The organism is Psychrobacillus faecigallinarum, from assembly GCF_014836595.1.
Classification (GTDB): Bacteria; Bacillota; Bacilli; order Bacillales_A; family Planococcaceae; genus Psychrobacillus; species Psychrobacillus faecigallinarum.
Genome location: NZ_JACSQO010000003.1, coordinates 280,683 through 299,253, shown reverse-complemented (window position 1 = coordinate 299,253; position 18,571 = coordinate 280,683). Strand labels below are relative to the sequence as shown.

The 18,571-nt window shown below is 37.4% G+C and carries 19 protein-coding genes; 16 read left to right on the top strand and 3 right to left on the bottom strand.

Annotation, left to right across the window (positions count from 1 at the left end; translation table 11 throughout):
- Window positions 1-20: 20 nt before the first annotated feature.
- The 4 genes from H9650_RS09005 (at window position 21) to H9650_RS08990 (ending at window position 6,971) form a co-directional block, all read left to right on the top strand.
- A complete protein-coding gene (locus H9650_RS09005; protein WP_151111578.1) occupies window positions 21-1,235 on the top strand; it encodes an ABC transporter substrate-binding protein in 1,215 nt (404 codons plus the stop codon).
- 20 nt (window positions 1,236-1,255) lie between these two features.
- Window positions 1,256-2,047: an ABC transporter ATP-binding protein gene (locus tag H9650_RS09000; protein WP_144538451.1), complete on the top strand. Its 792-nt coding sequence runs from the start codon at window positions 1,256-1,258 to the stop codon at window positions 2,045-2,047.
- 533 nt (window positions 2,048-2,580) lie between these two features.
- Window positions 2,581-5,319 carry a bifunctional diguanylate cyclase/phosphodiesterase gene (locus H9650_RS08995; RefSeq protein ID WP_154311795.1) on the top strand — a complete coding sequence of 913 codons (2,739 nt, stop codon included), beginning with the start codon at window positions 2,581-2,583 and terminating at the stop codon, window positions 5,317-5,319.
- 14 nt (window positions 5,320-5,333) lie between these two features.
- On the top strand, window positions 5,334-6,971 hold the full coding sequence (locus H9650_RS08990; RefSeq protein ID WP_144538453.1) for a thiamine pyrophosphate-binding protein: 1,638 nt from the start codon (window positions 5,334-5,336) through the stop codon (window positions 6,969-6,971).
- Window positions 6,972-7,021: 50 nt separating this feature from the next.
- Here the strand turns inward: H9650_RS08990 and H9650_RS08985 are convergent, their stop codons facing one another.
- Window positions 7,022-7,729 carry a hypothetical protein gene (locus tag H9650_RS08985; RefSeq protein ID WP_144538454.1) on the bottom strand — a complete coding sequence of 236 codons (708 nt, stop codon included), beginning with the start codon at window positions 7,727-7,729 and terminating at the stop codon, window positions 7,022-7,024.
- A gap of 406 nt (window positions 7,730-8,135) precedes the next feature.
- Between H9650_RS08985 and nagA the strand changes: the two genes are divergently transcribed.
- The 3 genes from nagA (at window position 8,136) to H9650_RS08970 (ending at window position 11,216) form a co-directional block, all read left to right on the top strand.
- Complete coding sequence (gene nagA / locus H9650_RS08980; RefSeq protein ID WP_144538455.1) at window positions 8,136-9,302, top strand: N-acetylglucosamine-6-phosphate deacetylase; 1,167 nt, start codon at window positions 8,136-8,138, stop codon at window positions 9,300-9,302.
- Window positions 9,303-9,312: 10 nt separating this feature from the next.
- A complete protein-coding gene (gene nagB, locus H9650_RS08975; protein ID WP_186318166.1) occupies window positions 9,313-10,020 on the top strand; it encodes a glucosamine-6-phosphate deaminase in 708 nt (235 codons plus the stop codon).
- A gap of 194 nt (window positions 10,021-10,214) precedes the next feature.
- A complete protein-coding gene (locus H9650_RS08970; RefSeq protein ID WP_144538457.1) occupies window positions 10,215-11,216 on the top strand; it encodes a YeiH family protein in 1,002 nt (333 codons plus the stop codon).
- A gap of 70 nt (window positions 11,217-11,286) precedes the next feature.
- On the opposite strand, the gene H9650_RS08965 is transcribed toward H9650_RS08970, so the two are convergent.
- Entirely contained in the window at window positions 11,287-11,916 is a 630-nt protein-coding gene (locus tag H9650_RS08965; protein WP_144538458.1) for an alpha/beta hydrolase, read from the bottom strand.
- Between the two features lie 151 nt (window positions 11,917-12,067).
- On the opposite strand from H9650_RS08965, the gene H9650_RS08960 reads away from it, so the two are divergent.
- The gene (locus H9650_RS08960; protein ID WP_144538459.1) at window positions 12,068-13,330 is read left to right on the top strand and encodes a cytochrome P450; all 1,263 of its coding nucleotides are present in this window, start codon (window positions 12,068-12,070) and stop codon (window positions 13,328-13,330) included.
- Window positions 13,331-13,340: 10 nt separating this feature from the next.
- Window positions 13,341-13,574 carry a hypothetical protein gene (locus H9650_RS08955; protein WP_144538460.1) on the top strand — a complete coding sequence of 78 codons (234 nt, stop codon included), beginning with the start codon at window positions 13,341-13,343 and terminating at the stop codon, window positions 13,572-13,574.
- A 111-nt stretch (window positions 13,575-13,685) separates the two neighbouring features.
- Here H9650_RS08955 and H9650_RS08950 read toward each other — a convergent pair whose 3' ends face one another.
- Window positions 13,686-14,603 (bottom strand): DMT family transporter, encoded by a 918-nt coding sequence (locus H9650_RS08950; protein WP_144538461.1) that lies wholly within the window; start codon window positions 14,601-14,603, stop codon window positions 13,686-13,688.
- A 293-nt stretch (window positions 14,604-14,896) separates the two neighbouring features.
- Here H9650_RS08950 and H9650_RS08945 point away from each other — a divergent pair, with 293 nt between their 5' ends.
- From H9650_RS08945 to H9650_RS08915, 7 genes are read left to right on the top strand one after another with little or no spacing between them, the layout of a single operon-like run.
- Entirely contained in the window at window positions 14,897-15,157 is a 261-nt protein-coding gene (locus H9650_RS08945) for a metal-sensitive transcriptional regulator (RefSeq protein WP_144538462.1), read from the top strand.
- A gap of 55 nt (window positions 15,158-15,212) precedes the next feature.
- Window positions 15,213-15,689: a DsrE/DsrF/DrsH-like family protein gene (locus tag H9650_RS08940; protein ID WP_144538463.1), complete on the top strand. Its 477-nt coding sequence runs from the start codon at window positions 15,213-15,215 to the stop codon at window positions 15,687-15,689.
- A gap of 11 nt (window positions 15,690-15,700) precedes the next feature.
- Window positions 15,701-16,042 (top strand): rhodanese-like domain-containing protein, encoded by a 342-nt coding sequence (locus H9650_RS08935; RefSeq protein ID WP_144538464.1) that lies wholly within the window; start codon window positions 15,701-15,703, stop codon window positions 16,040-16,042.
- Window positions 16,043-16,057: 15 nt separating this feature from the next.
- Complete coding sequence (locus H9650_RS08930) at window positions 16,058-16,354, top strand: rhodanese-like domain-containing protein (RefSeq protein WP_144538465.1); 297 nt, start codon at window positions 16,058-16,060, stop codon at window positions 16,352-16,354.
- Window positions 16,355-16,405: 51 nt separating this feature from the next.
- A complete protein-coding gene (locus H9650_RS08925) occupies window positions 16,406-16,969 on the top strand; it encodes a sulfurtransferase TusA family protein (RefSeq protein ID WP_144538466.1) in 564 nt (187 codons plus the stop codon).
- Between the two features lie 11 nt (window positions 16,970-16,980).
- Window positions 16,981-17,376 carry a DsrE/DsrF/DrsH-like family protein gene (locus tag H9650_RS08920; RefSeq protein ID WP_144538467.1) on the top strand — a complete coding sequence of 132 codons (396 nt, stop codon included), beginning with the start codon at window positions 16,981-16,983 and terminating at the stop codon, window positions 17,374-17,376.
- Between the two features lie 58 nt (window positions 17,377-17,434).
- Window positions 17,435-18,562 (top strand): MBL fold metallo-hydrolase, encoded by a 1,128-nt coding sequence (locus tag H9650_RS08915; protein ID WP_144538468.1) that lies wholly within the window; start codon window positions 17,435-17,437, stop codon window positions 18,560-18,562.
- Window positions 18,563-18,571: the final 9 nt, after the last annotated feature.

Sequence of the window (18,571 nt, the reverse complement as noted above, 5' to 3'; positions counted from 1 at the left end):
AGAAGCAAGGGGGATTGAGGATGAAGTTGAGAAGTAATAAATTTATATTCACAATAATGGGTATTCTGTTCTTGTTGCTATTAGGCGCTTGTTCAGAGGAGGGTGCATCCGAAGGCAGTGATGGTGCTAGAAAGGTAGTTGTTGGTGGCCTGTACGATATTACTGGCGGAACTGGGGACGTGGGAACACCATACGCTGAAGGAGAGAAAGCATATTTTAAATATGCAAAGGATAAAGGAGAAATAGAGGGTGTTGATTTGGTGTTAAACGGGAAGGATTATGCTTATTCTATTCCAGAAGCCCAAAAGATTTATCAAGAGCTACGTGATAAGGAAAAAGTCTCTGCAGTTCTTGGATGGGGAACTGGAGATACAGAAGCATTGCGTCAGCAAGTGGCAAGCGATAAACTTCCATTCTTCTCTGCATCTTATTCAGAGAGCTTGAAAAATCTAGAGGAAAGTCCTTATAACTTCTTAGTTGCAGCATCATATTCCGATCAAGGAAGATCTGTTCTTAAGTGGATTAAGGATAATCATAAAGGATCAGATCCAACAGTAGCACTATTATATAATGACACAGCATTTGGACGTTCACCAATTGAAGATATTAAAGCTTACGCAGCGGAAATTGGTATTAAGGTAGTAGATGAACAAATTGTGGATGTTCAAGCTACAGAGGCGCAATCTCAATTGCTGAATATGGAGAAGAAAAATCCAGACTATGCAATTATCCAAGAAACATGGGGCGCAACGGCAACAATTCTACGGGATGCTAAAACCCTAAATATAGACACTCAATTCATCGGCTTGAATTGGGCCTCTGGTGAAGGAGTTATTACAATGGTGGGAGAAGAAGTGGCAGAGGGCTATATTGGTATTCTTTCTCACGCTTTACCATATGAGGATCATCCAGGAATGACAGAGGTGGAGGAATATTTAAAATCTGAGGGTAAAACAATAGAGGATATCAATCAAAAATTTATCCAAGGCTGGTCGGCAGCCAAAATCATGGTTGCTGGTATAGAAGAAGCTGCTAAAAAACATCCAGATGGTGATATAACAGGAGAAGAGATCCGATCTGGTCTTGAATCTTTAAAAGAATTTGATCTTGGTGGACTTGGAGCACCTGTAAGCTTTAGCGCTGACAATCATACAGGTACGGAGCAAACTCGTCTAGGAATTGTGAAGGGTGGTAAATGGGAACCTTTGACGGATTACTTTAGCTATAAGGACTAAAATAGAAAAGAGGAACTGGCATGCTAAAAGTTAATAATGTAGAAGCAGTATACTCAAAAATTATTTTAGCTTTAAAGGGAACAACCCTTCAGGTTCCAACCGGAGATATCGTGGCTCTTTTAGGTAGTAACGGTGCAGGGAAATCGACAACACTTAAAGCTATTTCGGGGCTGCTTTATGCCGAGGATGGGCAATTAACAGACGGAACTATCGAATTTGAAGGTAGGTTATTAAAGGGACTTACTCCTGATGTAATTGTAAGACACGGTATATTCTTGTGTATGGAGGGTAGACGCGTTTTTAAAGATTTAACGGTAGAGGAAAATCTTATGGCGGGTGCATTCACTCGAAAAGACCGTTCAAATATAAAAAAGGATATAGAAAAAATATATGGATATTTCCCAAAGCTTCAACCTCTATCTTCCCGAAAGGCTGGCTTCCTTTCAGGTGGTGAGCAGCAAATGCTTGCTATAGGCAGAGGGATTATGGCTAAGCCTAAGCTGCTGCTATTGGATGAACCGTCCTTAGGGATAGCACCTTTATTGGTGAAGGAAATATTCCAAAATATAAAGCAAATAAATAAGGAGGAAGGTACCTCTATCCTAGTTGTAGAGCAGAATGCCAATGTGGCATTATCTATCGCGGATTATGGATATATAATGGAAAATGGCAGAGTAGTTTTGCAAGGTGACGCTCCAAGTCTTCTGTCGAATACAGAGGTAAAGGAACATTATTTAGGAATTGGTAAAGATGGAGAGAGGAATTACAGAGACAATAAGGAGGTTAGGCGTAAACAGCGAATGGTTTGGTGATAAATCTAAAAGAGTGTGGCGAACCTTGCGGAGACGCCGCTGAACTTTGCAGAGATGAGTTCAAATCTTGCGCAAAAGGATCCCAATGTTGCAGAGAAGTCGCAGAACCTTGCACAAAGAGCATCTTCAAGGAAATATTAAGAGGAGTATATTCTCATTGCGTCTATTTCAATATAGTCAATGGGTATCTACTCGCTACAATGAAAAACCTATTATACTATTTTAAGGATGAACTCTAAGTTCATCCTTTTTTTAGTTTATAATACACCTATATAATTACTCGCTAATAAATCACTTATAAATATAGAACAGGAGATTTAGGTACTAAGCTCTATATTTTTGGTTTTAATATTTTGTTAATAGGGAAAAGTATTAATATTTACAATATATTTTTTGATGAGAAAGTTTTAGTTCTTCCTAATTCTCGATAAATAATAATATTACTAGATTTATTGACAAAAAAAGGTGTTATTATAGATATTAATTTAACTAAAATGAAAGACTTATAGATTATTCAAAAATGGAGGTCCCTTATGAAAAAGCAAACGAGATATTCTCGTCTAGCACATATAACTAAGTTGATTAATACTACATTAGACCTAAGAGAAGTATTGGAGCAAGTCGTCAAGGCTATATCCGAGGAGATTGTTCGGTGCGATTCTGTAGGAATTTATTTGCCGCAGCAGGATGGACAGTTTAGAGGCTTCGTTGGAAAACCGGATTTTATCAATGGGTTTACGTTAGATATGCATATGATCGAAACGGAATATGACCTACTTGCAAAAGAAGTGATAGAAACGCAAAAAACTATTTACATACCCGACACTTCGAAGGATTCAAGGCCAGATCCAAGAGCCGTAAAAACATTTCAGATAAAGTCTCTATTAGCTTTACCTATCTCATTTGAAAGTGAACTTTTTGGACTTGTGTTCTTATTCGATTACGGTTCACCTATGAATTTGACGGAAGATGAAATCCAAACAGTAGAGGCTTATGTCAATATGGCTGGAGTAGCTATTCAAAATGCTACAAATCTTACGCGCAAGGAAAATCTTATAGCGGAAAAACAATTACTTTTGGATCATACCCGAGAGTTATCCATGTGTTCAACCATGCAGGAAGTCATAGACCGCTGTTTCTTTTATGTCGGTAAGGTGTTAGGCAACTATAACATCGGGGTTCATTTATTGGATCCTATGGCTGAAAAAAATATTAAGCCAGCCAGCCTGAGTCAGAATAGTGACTGGACAGAAGAAGACTGGATGAAAACGCATAAAACTTTAAAGGTAGACGAAAATGACCCTGTATTTCAGGAGGTTATTTTAACTAAAAAGGCCATAATGATTCCAGACGTATTTGCTGACGATCGTCCTAATCATGAGGCCTGTAAAACATTTGGTATAAAAGGGATGTTCCTATTTCCATTAGTAACAATGGGAGAGGTGCTGGGGTTAATCGCAGTTGTGAATCTAGATGAAGAAGGATTGGAGTATTCGGAGTCCGACATTCTTCTCACCCAATCTATCGTAGATGCGACTGCAGCAAGCCTATCTAATCTGCTTTTCATGGACAAGCAGGAAACCATCATAGAAGAGAGAACATCGGAAATTCGAGTTAAAAACACAGAATTGGAAAGAGTAGTTCATGAGCTGCAACATTTAAGTAAAGAAAAGGAGTTAATATTAAACTCTGCCGGGGAGGGAATTTTTGGAATAGATTTGGATGGAAGAATAACATTTTGTAATCCCGCTAGTGAAAAAATGCTTGGATACGAAAAGGGAGAACTAATTGGAACACCATCGTCTACAGTTATTTGTCATGAGCCAGACCATTCGCCATTTGGAGAGACAGTACAAATGTTTTGTAAGAAAGATAAAACAATTTTAGCTGTAGAATATGTACTTTCTTCTATAGAAGAGGATGGAAACGTGATAGGGCAAGTTGTAACATTTAAGGACATCACTGAAAGAAAGAAAATGGAAGAAGAGATTAGATACCTGGCATATTATGATAGTTTAACTGATCTCCCAAACAGAGTTTTGTTAAACGATAAGTTAAAAAAAATACTAGAAAACAAAGAACAACAGGTGGCAGTTTTGTACTTGGATCTAGACCGTTTTAAGTTAGTTAATGATAGTTTAGGACACAGCTATGGCGACTTGTTGCTTCGCGAGGTGGCAAACCGTCTTAAAATTATAATTCCAAAAGAAGCAATTGCTTCCCGACAGGGGGGCGATGAGTTCACTGTTGTTCTGCCTGACATTAATGGTATAGAAGATGTGTTACTTGTAGTAGACCATATTTCGGACATATTCTCTCAGCCTTTTTCCTTAATGGGAAATGAAGTATACATTAAAACGAGCATAGGAATCAGTATGTTTCCTAAAGACGGTGAAGATGGAGAAGTTTTAATAAAAAATGCAGACGCTGCCATGTATAAATCTAAGGAAAAATCCGGAACTGGATATCACTTCTTTGAGAGTGAGATGAATAACCGATCATTAGAGAGCATTAAGCTAGAAAATGCCTTATATAAAGCGCTAGACCGAAATGAATTAGATATATATTATCAGCCACAAATTGATAGTAGGACAAACTCTATTATAGGAGTTGAAGCCCTTTTGAGATGGATTCACCCAACAGAAGGGATGATTTCTCCAGCTGATTTTATTCCCATTGCAGAGGATACTGGTTTAATAGTGCCAATCGGAGAATGGGTATTGGAAAATGCTTGTAAGCAATTGAAGAAATGGCACGAAGAGGGGAATCATGCATTGAGTGTTTCCGTTAACTTATCAAGTAGACAATTTGAAGAAAATGATTTAGTAGAAGTAGTTCAGAGGATTTTAATCGATGTAAATTTGGCGCCCGAATTTTTACATTTAGAGCTGACGGAAAATCAAATCATTAAAAACAAAGACTTGACGGTTGAAATGATGGAGCAGCTAAAAGAGATTGGCGTGAAGATAGCGATAGATGACTTTGGCACAGGATATTCGTCATTAGGATATCTTAAGAACTTTCCAATTGATGCGTTAAAAATCGACAAATCATTCATTCAGGATATTAGAGAAGATGATGATAGTAACTCAGCCATTACCAATACAATCATCACACTAGCACAGAATTTGAAGCTTAATGTAATTGCGGAAGGTGTCGAAACAAAGGAACAGTTAGATTTTCTGTTGTCAAAGGATTGCTATTTAATGCAAGGATATTATTTTAGTGTTCCTTTAAAAGCAGAGGCATTAAAAGAAAAATATTTGATTTAATAGGGGGATATGAAATGAAGGCTGTTCGTTCTGTGTTGGAATATTTAAAGGGGATCGGTGTACAACACGTATTTGGAATACCAGCAGGCTCTGTGAACGCTTTTTTCAATGAATTATATGATATGCCGGAGATAACGCCAATTGTAACTAAGCATGAGGGGGCAGCCTCTTATATGGCGGCAGCCTATGCAAAGTACTCCAATCAGCTAAGTGTGTGTATTGGAAGCAGTGGACCTGGCGGCACTAACTTAGTGACAGGTGCAGCAAATGCCATGAGAGAACACTTGCCGATTTTGTTTTTAACGGGAGCTGTACCAGTGAGTACGGAAGGCTTAAATGCTTCTCAAGAGCTTGATGCGGACCCTATTTATAAATCTGTAACGAAGTATAGTGTGACAGTAAGAGACTCAAAGGATTTGTTAAAGGAGATTGTAAAGGCTACAAAAATTGCTGTTTCTGGAGTACCTGGACCAGTTCATATTGCTATGCCAATTGATGTTCAACAAGGGCCTAGTGGCATTGAAGAGATTCCTTCCATACTAGTACGAGAAGAAGTAATACCAAACCTTGAAACGATTAAGCTGGTAGCTAAAGAGCTAGTGGAAAGAAAAAGTGGTTATATATTTGTAGGGCAAGGAGTTAGAAATTCTGTAGACCTATTATTTGAGTTAGCCGAAATTCTGGAATGGCCAATAATGACAACTCCTGTCGCAAAAGGCTATGTTCGCCAAGATCACCCATTATCTGCTGGGGTATTTGGATTTGCAGCTACAGAACAAGCCACTAATCTTATAAATGATGGAGACGGTAAGTCACTTTTAATTATTGGTTCAAGCCTTGGAGAAACAGCGACTAATAACTATAACAGCAGTCTTACTGATGGGCGCTTTACGGTTCAAATGGACTTCGATGAAACCGTCTTTAATCGCAAGTATTCAATTGATATCCCTGTCCTAGGCGATATTCAACTAAGCCTTTCTGCATTAATAGAGGAGCTTAAGTCTTTAGGGCTTACGAGAAAAGAAATGGCGTTTAATAGAAAAGAAAATAATGATCAAATTCTAGATGAATATAGCACTAAGAATGTATTGCTACAGTTGCAGTCTTATCTTCCTTCTTCTACTCGATACACAATAGATATTGGGGAATTTATGGCTTATGTTATACATCATATGGATGTTCTTGAATATAGCACATTTGATATAAATGTTCATTTCGGTGCTATGGGAAGTGGTATAGGGTCTGCCATAGGTGCAAAGCTTGCGGAGCCAGATCGTCCTACAGTTTCAATTACAGGAGACGGATGTTTCTTCATGCATGGGATGGAAATTTTGACTGCTAAAGAATACAACATTCCTGTTCTATTTGTTGTTATGAACAATGCCCGATTAGGCATGGTATACCATGGTCATAATCTGCAATACAAACGTGTTCATCCAACATTTGCACAAGAGCCGATTAACATTGCTGCAATGGCTGCAGCAATGAACATACCTAGTATTCGTATAGAAGAAATGGGAGACCTGAATGAGGAAGTAGTTAATAGCCTCCTTCAGATGAATGGTCCGGCTATATTAGAGATATCTTTGGTGGATAACAACATTCCGCCGATGGGAGATCGGGTTAAATTCCTGTCATCATTTGGAAAATAAATTATAAAGCTCTTATCTGTTTTTCTCAGGTAAGAGCTTTCCTTCTATATTTACATGGCATGGCTGTACTTAGTATTTATCACTTCTATTAAACTATCAAGGACCTGTTTTTTAAATGCGTCAGGTACTGGCTGGTTATCAGAAGTACAATAGTAATAACACATTTTTTCATGGTCATAGGTAAAACCAAGACTATTTAAGTTTTCATGTAAACTCTCTGGTAAGCCGTCTAATCCAGTTTTAAGTTTAAAAAAATCAGTTGCTATTATGTATACATCTATGTCATTAGCTCCAGTAGATACAATAAACAAATCACTGTCCTGTCGAAGAATCCACTGCTTTTTAGAATATAAGGAGATTCCTTTATTTTCTAAGAATGCAAGACCATTTGTGTTAATGCCAAACAGCTTTATTAATAGAGCACGAATTTGCTCGCCGGTCCATTCTTGTTGATGATTGGACAAACACCAAGTAATAGCAGCCTTTGGAGAAGGATCTTCTAGCTTTGCTGAAGTTTCCTTGTCTAACAGATAAGCTTTGTCTAAATCAATATAAAAAGCATGGTGGACAAAATGGGCAATTGATTCGGTATTTACTTGTATCTCTTCGGAATCAAAATATCGATCCATTGCTTCAATTTTAGACATATTCTTAAGCCTTGAATCTAATGATATTTCATCTAACCCTTCTTTTTTTAAGGTATGAATAATTATTTGATCAATAGATGGGTGGTATTTTAAAGAAAATGAGTATGCCATAATATTCCTCCTTATTTTTATATATCATACATTAAAACTTTGATGAAACAATTATTTTTAATGAATATATTATAATTTTGAGTAATATGAGCTAATTACATATATAGCACTTTACTATTAAATCCCAACTTTTTTACACTGTTTCTTTTAGCGGCAGACAGCGACTCCAGTGAGCTTATCATCCGCAACGGAAAGGGTCTTCTAAATAGGAAATCAATCATACCTTGTATTAACTTCCCATGGCTCGTCTTTTTTAATCATGAAATGGATTCATACAAATATGGATTAGAAGATCTTATTTAAATAAAGCTCTGAAGATATATTAATCTTTCGTTATATATTGTATGATTATTTAGAAATATATAATTTTTTAGTGGTCAAAATATTCAATGGAAAGGTGTTTCTAATGAGTAACTATCTTATTCAAAACGTTCAGATTTGCGCAGAAGATGGCCGATTGATTGATGGAGATATTTTAATAATGAACGAAAAGATTGCTTGTATATCTGAGGGTAAAATAGAAGGATATGAGGGAGCTATACTGGACGGGAGGGGTTACGTGGCAATGCCTGGCTTTATTGATATTCATATCCATGGAGCAGTGGGGGCGGACTTTATGGACGGAGAGATAGATGCAACAGAACGAATATCTGCGTACTTACCCCAAGAAGGCACTACATCTTTTTTAGCAACAACTATTACTCATTCACAGGAACGTATACAGCAATCGGTAGATGTGAACACAAGCTTTTTAAAAAAATCTAATGAGGAACAGGGTGCAGAAATGCTAGGCTTCCATTTGGAAGGGCCATTTATTCACCCGGAGCAGGCGGGAGCTCAGCCTATTCAGCATATACAAAAACCATCTGTTTCATTGTTGAAAACCTGGTTTGGAGAACATCTTGCTCAATTAAAAGTTGTCACACTAGCCCCGGAACTTGACGAAGAATTTAAGATGCTTCAATTTTTACAAGAACAGGGGGTAATTTCTTCCGCAGGACATTCAAAGGCATCTTATTTGGAGGTTAATGACGCGGTGCAAAATGGTTTATCCCATTTAACCCATTTTACTAATGCGATGACAGGTCTTCATCATCGAGAAATAGGCATGGTAGGTGCGGGCTTCATGAATGACTCGCTTTTCTGTGAGATAATCGCTGATGGCATCCACCTCTCCGATGATATGCTCCAATTAGTAATGAAGGTAATTGGCACTGATAGAATCATCCTCATAACAGATTCCATGAGAGCGAAGGGACTTCCCGATGGAATCTATACACTTGGTGATCAAAAGGTTAAGGTAGTTGATCGTACTGCCACCTTGGAAAATGGAACTCTAGCTGGAAGTGTGCTTAAAATGAATGAAGGTATGAGAAGGATTCAGAGTTTAACTAATCTACCTTTACATGAGCTAGTGAAAATAACGTCGACAAACGCAGCAAAGAGATTAGGGATAGATAATCGAAAAGGAAGTCTTGCAGTTGGAAAAGATGCGGACATTGTATTGCTAAACGATTCCTTTGAGGTTCAATATACTTTTTGTAGAGGAAGGCTGAGTTATTCTAATGGTTAAAGCAAATAATATAAAATGGATAAAAGTAAATACATATGATGAAATGAGCAAAATGGCAGCCGCTATTTTTGAGAAGCAGCTAATTGAAAAGCCGCAAAGTGTGTTAGGGATGGCTACAGGAGGAACCCCAGAAGGATTTTACAAAGAACTAGTCCAATGCCACATGAAGGGCGATATTTCCTTTGCGGAGGTAAATACCTTTAACTTGGATGAATATGTGGGAATTGCAGCGGAGGAGGCTACTAGCTACCATAATTATATGTACGAGCACCTATTTAAGCATATTAATATTCCGCGACAAAATGCTCATCTTCCGAATGGCTTAGCAGAGGATTTGGAGAAGGAATGTGCCTATTATGATAAGTTAATTGAGCAGAATGGTGGTATTGATCTTCAGTTGTTAGGGATTGGGGTAAATGGTCATATCGGGTTTAACGAGCCTGGTACTTCTTTTCAAACAAGAACCCATATTGTAGAGCTTGCTGAGAAAACAAGGCAGGATAATGCCAAATATTTTCCTGAAGAAAAAGAAGTTCCCAAGCTTGCAATTACCATGGGGATTGAAACTATTATGGAAGCTAAGCGAATTATTCTCTTGGCTTTTGGCGAAAATAAAACTGAAACTCTTAAGCGTATCCAGCAAGAAGGTATTTCAGAGGAATTTCCAGCTAGCTGTCTAAAGAATCATCCTGATGTGACGATTATTTACGGTAGTTAAAAAAGCATATACTAAATCCTCCCTCTTACAAGTTGGAGGATTTTTTGGTTTCCAACTATTTAGGAGGTCAGGTATCTACTAAGTACTTAATAGCTTTTTTTCATTTTACTTACGATAATAAAAGTCTTATTCTAAAGTTTAGTATAAAGAAAACTAACGCTTTTTATTTAGAAGCTTAGTAGCGAGGGATAGATATGAAAAAAATTGCTCGAATTTTACCAGGGTTGTTCTTATGTATGATCATTGCGGTTATAGCAAGGTTTATCGGGGAGTTATTTCCTGCTTTGGGAAGTGGACTGTTTGCTATTTTAATCGGTATTTTAATTGGGAATTTGAAAATTAGTTCGTCTCCAAGATGGTCTGCTGGAGTGAAATTTTCTGAAAGTAATCTCTTGTATTACTCCATCGTTTTATTGGGGGCGACTTTAACTTTCCAAACAATCATGGAAATGGGAGTGTCAGGGCTTTCTTTTATCGTTATTCAAATGTCTTTAACCATCATTTTTGTTGTCTGGCTTGGTAAAAAGCTAAGATTTGGCGAAGATTTCTCCTTACTAATGGCTAGTGGTAATGCTGTATGTGGGTCCTCGGCCATTGCTGCGACAGGGCCAGCAATCCAGGCCAAATCCTCTGATATTGCTTTATCTGTGACATTGGTTAACCTTCTTGGATCTGTTCTAATGATTTTTTTACCGGTAATCACAAATCTTGTATTTTCTAATGCTGTGATACCATCTGCTGCTCTCATAGGAGGTACGCTACAATCGGTAGGACAAGTAGTTGCAAGTGGGAGTATTGTTGGAGAAGAGGTAAAGGACCAAGCAGCGGTATTTAAGATAAGTCGAATTATTTTTCTAGTCGCAGTGGTTTTTGTGTTAAAGCAGATTAAATTTAGAAAACAGGAAAATAAGGTAGCGACGAAAGAGAAGTTTAGCTTTGGTAAAATTATTCCTTGGTATGTGGCAGGATTCCTTCTACTATGCTGTATTAATAGTTTATTGCAGCCATCTGCTACCATTACTAATCCTATAAAAGAGCTAGGAGGATATTTAGAAATTATCGCACTAGCAGGGATAGGGATGGGGGTAAAAATAAAAGAACTTATAAAGTCGGGATGGAATTTAACTATATACGCTGGAGGCGTAGGGGTATTCCAAATTTCTGTGGCTTTGCTTTTAATATTGCTTTTATTGTAGATGTTACATAAAAATGCTCTAAGCTGATTATTAACATAATCAGCTTAGAGCATTTTTCATAGAAATTTTCTTATAGTTCTTTTATAAAAGTAACGATATCACGCTGATTTTCAGGAATAACACCATGACCGTCCTCGTATGTTTTAAACGTCACCTTAGCTCCTTGTTCCTCAAAGTACTCTTTGCTCTCTGCTCCCCATTGAGATGGAATGACATAATCATAATCCCCATGAGATATGAAAACGTTCAAATGTTCAATAGGATGCTTTCTGTATTCCTCTTTAACGAAATCGGGTAAATAACCACTTAAAGCAACTACTCCATTAATAACATTACCCATAGTAAAAGCTAAAGTTTGAGCCAATACAGCTCCTTGGCTGAAACCTAATAAATTTATTTTGTTTTGATCCAGATTATATTCTTCTATGGCCTCTGCGATGAATTGGTGCAGATAAGTCACGACCTTATCAAAAACCTCTCTATGTGGTTTTCCCGCTTCTTCAATAGTAAAAAATGCATATCCAGGACTAAACACGATGGGTCCACGCAAACTAAATATATGATGGCTTCCTTCGAATTCTTTTACAAGCTGGAGCAGATCCTCTTCGTTACTACCCATACCATGCAGTAAAAATAGAGATGGTTGGTTGGGAGTGATAGTTTTAGGTGGTAAGTATTTGTATGTAAAAGGTGATTTCATAATGGTTTCTTCCCTTCTGGAGACTGTACATTTATTTTAGCATACCAACCTTATATCTTTTAAAACATTAGTGTTAGCCCCTTGCTAGTTTTAATCAGATTAAAAAGGGAAAAGTAAACCAACAATAGTAGCTAATAAGGAGATGGTTGAAATGACGAATTCAAGTCAAATGCCAAAAGAAGAGGGTTTGGATCATAGCCTCACATTATTACGGGAAGGATATATGTACTTGGCTAATAGGCGGAAGAGTTTCGCTTCTAATATTTTTGAAACTCGTCTCCTAGGACAAAAGGCAATATGTTTGGGTGGAGAGGAAGCATCAAAACTTTTTTATGACAATGACAAATTTATGAGGAATGGAGCTGCACCAAAGAGACTTCAAAAAACGTTATTTGGTGAGGGGGGAGTTCAAACTTTAGACGAGGAAGAGCATAGAAACCGAAAAACTATGTTCATGTCTATAATGACACCTTCACATTTGGAGCACTTAAAAAGTCTGACTCATAAGTATTGGGATTTAAAGGGTAGCGAATGGGAGCAAAAAGAACAGATTAATTTATACGATGAATCCAGAGAGTTGTTATGCCAACTAGCATGTGAATGGGCAGGCGTTCCTTTAAATGAGAGTGAACTTAAAAAGCGGACGGAGCAACTGACTAAATTATTTGAATCTGCGTCTGCGTTAGGTCCCGAACATTGGATGGGAAGGCATGCAAGGAAGGAATTAGAGGATTGGGTTGGAGAAATGGTGGAGCAAGTTAGAAATAAGGAGTTATCACCACGGGAAGGCTCTGCCTTGTATAACTTTTCAATTCATAGGGATATAGATGGTAAACTTTTGGACAAAGAAATCGTTGCTGTGGAAGTACTGAATATTATCAGGCCAATTGTAGCAATTTCCGTCTATATTACCTTCACTGGATTAGCTGTTCATCAATATCCAGAAAATAAATCAAGACTTTTAAAGAATGAAGAACAATTCCAACAAATGTTTGTCCAAGAGGTACGTCGCTTTTATCCATTCTTTCCAATGGCTGTTGCAAGAGTGAAGAAGGATTTTATATGGAACAATTTTCAATTCGAAAAGGGTACGTTAACGCTATTGGACTTATATGGTACCAACCATGACCCAAACCTATGGGATAATCCTGAAGTTTTTAATCCTGAACGTTTCGAGGGGTGGGATGAGAGTCCATTTAGCTTTATTCCACAAGGCGGAGGTGACTTCAATATGGGACATCGCTGTGCTGGAGAATGGGTAACCATTGAAGTAATGAAGGTGAGTCTTCAATATCTTTCAAATAAACTTGATTATGAAATTCCAAATCAAGATTTAAGTTATAGTATGGTGAGTATACCTAGTCTCCCACATAGCAAATTTATCATGGCTAATGTAAGAAGCAAGCCGCAATAGGAGAACAAATATGAAAGAATTTAAAGTAACCTACTTTTTTGATGAAAACCACTACATTAGGAGGTTTATACACTTAGATTCTCAAGAAGAAGCTGAGGACCTTATCCAAAGTGAGAGAGACCAATATATTTCCTTTCGAGATAGTAGAGGAATTTACCATGAGTTAAATACAGAGGATGTCCGAGTAGTCCAAATATCTGAATACCATCGTGTAGATAAAACTAAAAAAAAGGTATCTAAGTGAATTTTCAGTCACTAGGTACCTTTTTAAAAGACAAGAAGCAAAGATTTGTCTAGCAACTTGCCCCTCGAGAAAAAGTAGCGTTAGCCGAAGAACTACCTACTCACTTGCCAATCATGTATGAGACTTGACCAACTTTTTTTGTTGAAGGGATAGCCGTTGTTTTTTTCCATAAAGGTTGACGAACAACAAGCTGCTAATAGCAATTACTCCTCCAACAATAGAGAGAGGAGATGGAAGCTCGTGAAGCCAAATCCAAGTGATGACTATAGCTACAACCGGCTCAGCGTATAATGTATTTGAAACAGAGCTTGCATTACTTTGAGATAAAGCTATTGCCCATGTGAGGTAGGCAAGTGCGGTAGGGAATATTCCAATATAAATAGCCGATAAATTAGCTTCATTTGTTGCACTTTGGAGTGTATCAAACAGTCCTGGAGCAAAAAATAGAAAAGGCAAAGTACCTGTCCATGTAAAATAAGCAGTAAGTTCAATAGCGCTATACTTTTTAAATAAAGGCTTTTGGTAAACGAAAAAAATAGAAGTTGCAATAGCTGCTATTAAAACTAGGAATACTCCTGGAGAGATGTCAAAGGAAGAATCCCCAGTTCCAAAAGCAATAAGAATAATTCCGATAAAGCCGAAAGCTAAACCAACCCATCCTACCTTACCTAAACGTTCCTTTAAAATAATTACAGCCATCACAGTGGTAACGATTGGTGCAGAACCAATTAACATGCCTGCAGTCCCTGCAGAAATAGTCATCTGTCCAAAAGTGACGCATATATGATACAAACTAATACCAATCCAGCCTAAGATTATTATTTTCCACCCATCCTGTTTTTCGGGTAGTTTAAATTTACTTCCTGGCCAGAGTGCAATGAGTAAAAATATAAGCGAGGCAATCAAAAAACGGAATAATGCCAAATGACCGGGAGGATAACCTCCGTTTAAGCTGGCGCTAATTGCTGCAAAAGAAGATCCCCAAATTGCTACAGTCAAAATCGCCAGTAAAAAAGCTTTCGTATTCATCTATAGTTCACCTTACCTTTAGATTAAGTGTGTTAAAGTAAGTAAAAATATTTTAATATAACTAGTGAATCTTACAACATATATGTAAATTAAACAATCCATCTTTTTTTGATTAAAAATAAATAATTAATTTATCAACTAGTGTTTAGTACACATACCTTTTTGCAGATATATAAGGGAAATTATCACTAAGGGACAAAATTACTTTTTTATATTGGTGTTGACAAAATACCTAGAGGGGTATAATATAACGGTTATAACATTCATCAAATTTTCAGAAGGAGGTGTGCTTGTTGGCATACGATGCAAAAACTATTAATCGTATTAAACGAATGGAAGGCCAGCTTCGTGGAATTTTACGGATGATGGAGGAGGGCAAGGACTGCAAGGAAGTCGTTACCCAGCTTTCAGCAGTTCGCTCTGCAGCAGATCGTACAATTGGTGTAATTGTTAGTAACAATCTTTTAGAATGTGTGCAAGAAGCAGAAGGAAATAAAGATAAAATGAATTCTGTTATTCAAGAGGCAATGAATTTAGTTGTAAAGAGCCGATAGTCCGGCTTTTTTATTTAAATAAAATAATACCCCGTCAGGTATGAAGGAGATTGAGATGGAAAAGAAAAGAACTACGATAGTTTTATTCAGTGGTGATTATGATAAGGCGATGGCAGCATACATTATTGCAAACGGTGCAGCAGCTTACGATCATGAGGTTACAATATTTCACACATTTTGGGGAATAAATGCGCTACGTAAACAACAGCATATTGAGGTTAAAAAAGGATTTTTAGAAAAAATGTTTGGCAAAATGATGCCGAGGGGAGCAGAGCAGCTTGGACTATCTAAAATGCAGATGGCTGGTATGGGACCTAAAATGATTAAGCATGTCATGAAAAAGCATAATGCACTTTCTTTAACTCAGTTAATAGAGATGGCACAGGAGCAAGATATAAAATTAGTTTCTTGTACTATGACGATGGATTTGCTGGGATTACAACAAGAAGAATTACTCGATGGTGTTCAGTATGCGGGAGTAGCAGCGTACTTGGCTGACGCTGAAGATGGCACTGTAAATCTATTTATATAGGAGAGAGACAAATGGAATGGATATTTGTTGCATTGGTAGTAGTATTTTTTGCATGGAAGATGTTGCCTGCAAAAGGTATTAAAAATATTACTACTACAGAGCTGAAAAATATATTAAATGACAAAGATAAATTCTTCATAGATGTAAGGACTCCGGCTGAATATAAAGGGAGAAACATTCGACAGTTTAAAAATATCCCATTGGGATCTAAATTGGATGAGCTACCGAAGGATAAAGAGATTGTAGTGATTTGTCAAAGTGGTATGCGTAGTAGTAATGCGTGTAAACAATTAAAAAAAATAGGCTATGATCGTGTCACAAATGTCCGTGGTGGCATGAGTGCATGGAGATAAGAGGAGGAAGTTTAAATGAAAGAGATAACAGCAAAAGAATTAGAACAAAAACTAGTAAAGGGTGAGAAAGTAAATTTAATTGACGTGCGAGAAGTAGATGAAGTGGAGCAAGGAGCAATACCAGGGATTATTCACATCCCACTAGGTCTGTTAGAATTTCGTATGAATGAGCTCTCGAAAAAAGATTCCTACGTTATTGTATGCCGATCTGGAGGTAGAAGTGGACGTGCCACACAGTTTTTAGATAGCCAAGGCTATGATGTTACAAATATGACTGGTGGAATGTTAGCTTGGGAAGGTGAAATAAACTAAAAAAATTTTTTCTAAAATATAATACCCTATTAGGTATGGAGGAGAGTATAAATGAGTTTAAAAGCAGATGTTCAATTAGATGCAAAAGGTTTGGCTTGTCCAATGCCTATAGTAAAGACAAAAAAGGTCATGGCTGGTTTAGAAGATGGTCAAATTTTAGAAGTTTCAGCTACGGACAAGGGCTCTAAGGCAGATCTTGCCGCGTGGTCTAAAACAGTGGGGCATCAATACATTGGAACAATTGAAGATGGGGATGTACTAAAGCATTACATTCGTAAATGTTCAAATGAGGCTATGGAAGAAAATCAGCATCAAGAAATCATTGCCTTGGATGAACTAATAGCAAAAGTGGCAGATGGAGGAACAATTTTAGATGTTCGCGAGACTGCTGAGTTTGCTTTTGGACACATAGATGGAGCTAAGTCTATTCCAATGGGCGAGTTAGAAGAAAGAATGGATGAACTTGATAAAGACTTGCCGGTTTATGTGATATGTAGAACAGGCAAGCGAAGCGATCTTGCAGCACAAACACTAGTGCAAAATGGATTTGCAAAAGTTTGGAATGTCATACCAGGTATGACAGAGTGGAGCGGAAGCGTTAAAAAAACAATTTAGGAGGAAAAATGATGACAAACAAAGTAGCAATCATAGCAAGTAATGGTGGACTTTTTGATGCATATAAAGTGTTCAATATAGCAACAGCTGCAGCAGCAACAGAAAAAGAGGTAGCAATATTTTTTACGTTCGAAGGGTTGAATTTAATCCATAAACAAGGAATGCAGGCATTACCAATGCCTGAAGGCAGAGAGAGCCTAGCGGAAGGGTTTAAAAACGCGAATATACCTAATATTCCTCAACTGGTGGAAATGTCGCAGGAATTAGGGGTTAAATTTATTGCTTGTCAAATGACTATGGATGTAATGGGATTAACAAAGGAGGATTTTGTTAATGGTATCGAAGTGGGAGGAGCAGTGACGTTTCTAGAATTTGCAAAAGACGCGTCTCCGACATTGACTTTCTAACCGTACAAAATGCTTAAAAATTTTTAACGAAAATAATACCTATGGGGGTAATTTGGACATGACAGTAACTAAATGGACAGCAGATATAATTGCAAAAAAAGTAATTAATAATGAAAATCTATTCATTTTAGATGTACGTAACACGGATGCATTTGCTGATTGGAAAATAGAAGGACATAAATTTAAATACTTAAATATACCTTATTTTGAATTACTGGATGGTGTAGAAGAAATTCTACCTCAGATACCTGATGACAAAGAGATTTTAGTCGTTTGTGCGAAGGAAGGGTCGTCCATTATGGTAGCAGAAATGCTTTCAGATGCAGGACGTGACGCTGCTTATCTACAAGGTGGGATGAAGGCATGGAGTGAATACCTCGAGCCAATTAAAGTGAGTGACCTACAGGATGGAGGCGAACTTTACCAATTTGTTCGTTTAGGAAAAGGCTGCTTATCTTATATGGTTATCTCTAATGGGGAAGCGGCAATTATAGATGCTACTCGCATGGCTGATGTATTTATCAATTTCGCAGCAAGTAAAAAAGCAAAGATTACACATATTTTTGATACGCATTTACATGCAGACCATATTTCTGGTGGCCGTCAAATTGCTGCGCAGACAGGTGCTACTTATTACTTGCCACCAAAGGACGCAGTAGAAGTCGTATTTGACTACACACCGTTAGTAGATGGTGAAAAAGTGGAAATTGGTCATACAACTATTGCTATCCAAGCAATTTATTCACCAGGGCATACAATAGGATCTACTTCTTTTATTGTAGATAACAAGTTTTTATTAACAGGTGATATCTTATTTATTGATTCCATAGGACGCCCAGATTTAGCTGGTCTGGCAGAAGACTGGGTTGGAGATTTAAGAGAAACATTGTATACACGCTATCGCGAGCTTTCTGATGATTTAATCGTTCTACCTGCTCACTTCATGATAATTGATGAATTAAATGTAGATGGAACTGTTGCGAAAAGATTAGGAGATTTGTTTTTAGAAAACCATGGTTTAAATATTGAGGATGAAAATAAATTCCGTAGCATTGTTACTGATAATCTTCCTCCACAACCTAATGCCTATCAAGAAATCCGTCAAGTCAATATGGGGAAAATAACGCCGACCTCAGAAGAACAAACAGAAATGGAAATAGGTCCAAACCGTTGTGCTGTACGCTAATTAGTCTAA

Excerpts from the sequence above, each read along its gene's own strand:
- H9650_RS09005 (WP_151111578.1), top strand. The coding sequence starts at position 21 with ATGAAGTTGAGAAGTAATAAATTTATATTCACAATAATGGGTATTCTG.
- H9650_RS09000 (WP_144538451.1), top strand. The coding sequence starts at position 1,256 with ATGCTAAAAGTTAATAATGTAGAAGCAGTATACTCAAAAATTATTTTA.
- H9650_RS08995 (WP_154311795.1), top strand. The coding sequence starts at position 2,581 with ATGAAAAAGCAAACGAGATATTCTCGTCTAGCACATATAACTAAGTTG.
- H9650_RS08990 (WP_144538453.1), top strand. The coding sequence starts at position 5,334 with ATGAAGGCTGTTCGTTCTGTGTTGGAATATTTAAAGGGGATCGGTGTA.
- H9650_RS08985 (WP_144538454.1), bottom strand. The coding sequence starts at position 7,729 with ATGGCATACTCATTTTCTTTAAAATACCACCCATCTATTGATCAAATA.
- nagA (WP_144538455.1), top strand. The coding sequence starts at position 8,136 with ATGAGTAACTATCTTATTCAAAACGTTCAGATTTGCGCAGAAGATGGC.
- H9650_RS08970 (WP_144538457.1), top strand. The coding sequence starts at position 10,215 with ATGAAAAAAATTGCTCGAATTTTACCAGGGTTGTTCTTATGTATGATC.
- H9650_RS08965 (WP_144538458.1), bottom strand. The coding sequence starts at position 11,916 with ATGAAATCACCTTTTACATACAAATACTTACCACCTAAAACTATCACT.
- H9650_RS08960 (WP_144538459.1), top strand. The coding sequence starts at position 12,068 with ATGACGAATTCAAGTCAAATGCCAAAAGAAGAGGGTTTGGATCATAGC.
- H9650_RS08955 (WP_144538460.1), top strand. The coding sequence starts at position 13,341 with ATGAAAGAATTTAAAGTAACCTACTTTTTTGATGAAAACCACTACATT.
- H9650_RS08950 (WP_144538461.1), bottom strand. The coding sequence starts at position 14,603 with ATGAATACGAAAGCTTTTTTACTGGCGATTTTGACTGTAGCAATTTGG.
- H9650_RS08940 (WP_144538463.1), top strand. The coding sequence starts at position 15,213 with ATGGAAAAGAAAAGAACTACGATAGTTTTATTCAGTGGTGATTATGAT.
- H9650_RS08935 (WP_144538464.1), top strand. The coding sequence starts at position 15,701 with ATGGAATGGATATTTGTTGCATTGGTAGTAGTATTTTTTGCATGGAAG.
- H9650_RS08930 (WP_144538465.1), top strand. The coding sequence starts at position 16,058 with ATGAAAGAGATAACAGCAAAAGAATTAGAACAAAAACTAGTAAAGGGT.
- H9650_RS08925 (WP_144538466.1), top strand. The coding sequence starts at position 16,406 with ATGAGTTTAAAAGCAGATGTTCAATTAGATGCAAAAGGTTTGGCTTGT.
- H9650_RS08920 (WP_144538467.1), top strand. The coding sequence starts at position 16,981 with ATGACAAACAAAGTAGCAATCATAGCAAGTAATGGTGGACTTTTTGAT.
- H9650_RS08915 (WP_144538468.1), top strand. The coding sequence starts at position 17,435 with ATGACAGTAACTAAATGGACAGCAGATATAATTGCAAAAAAAGTAATT.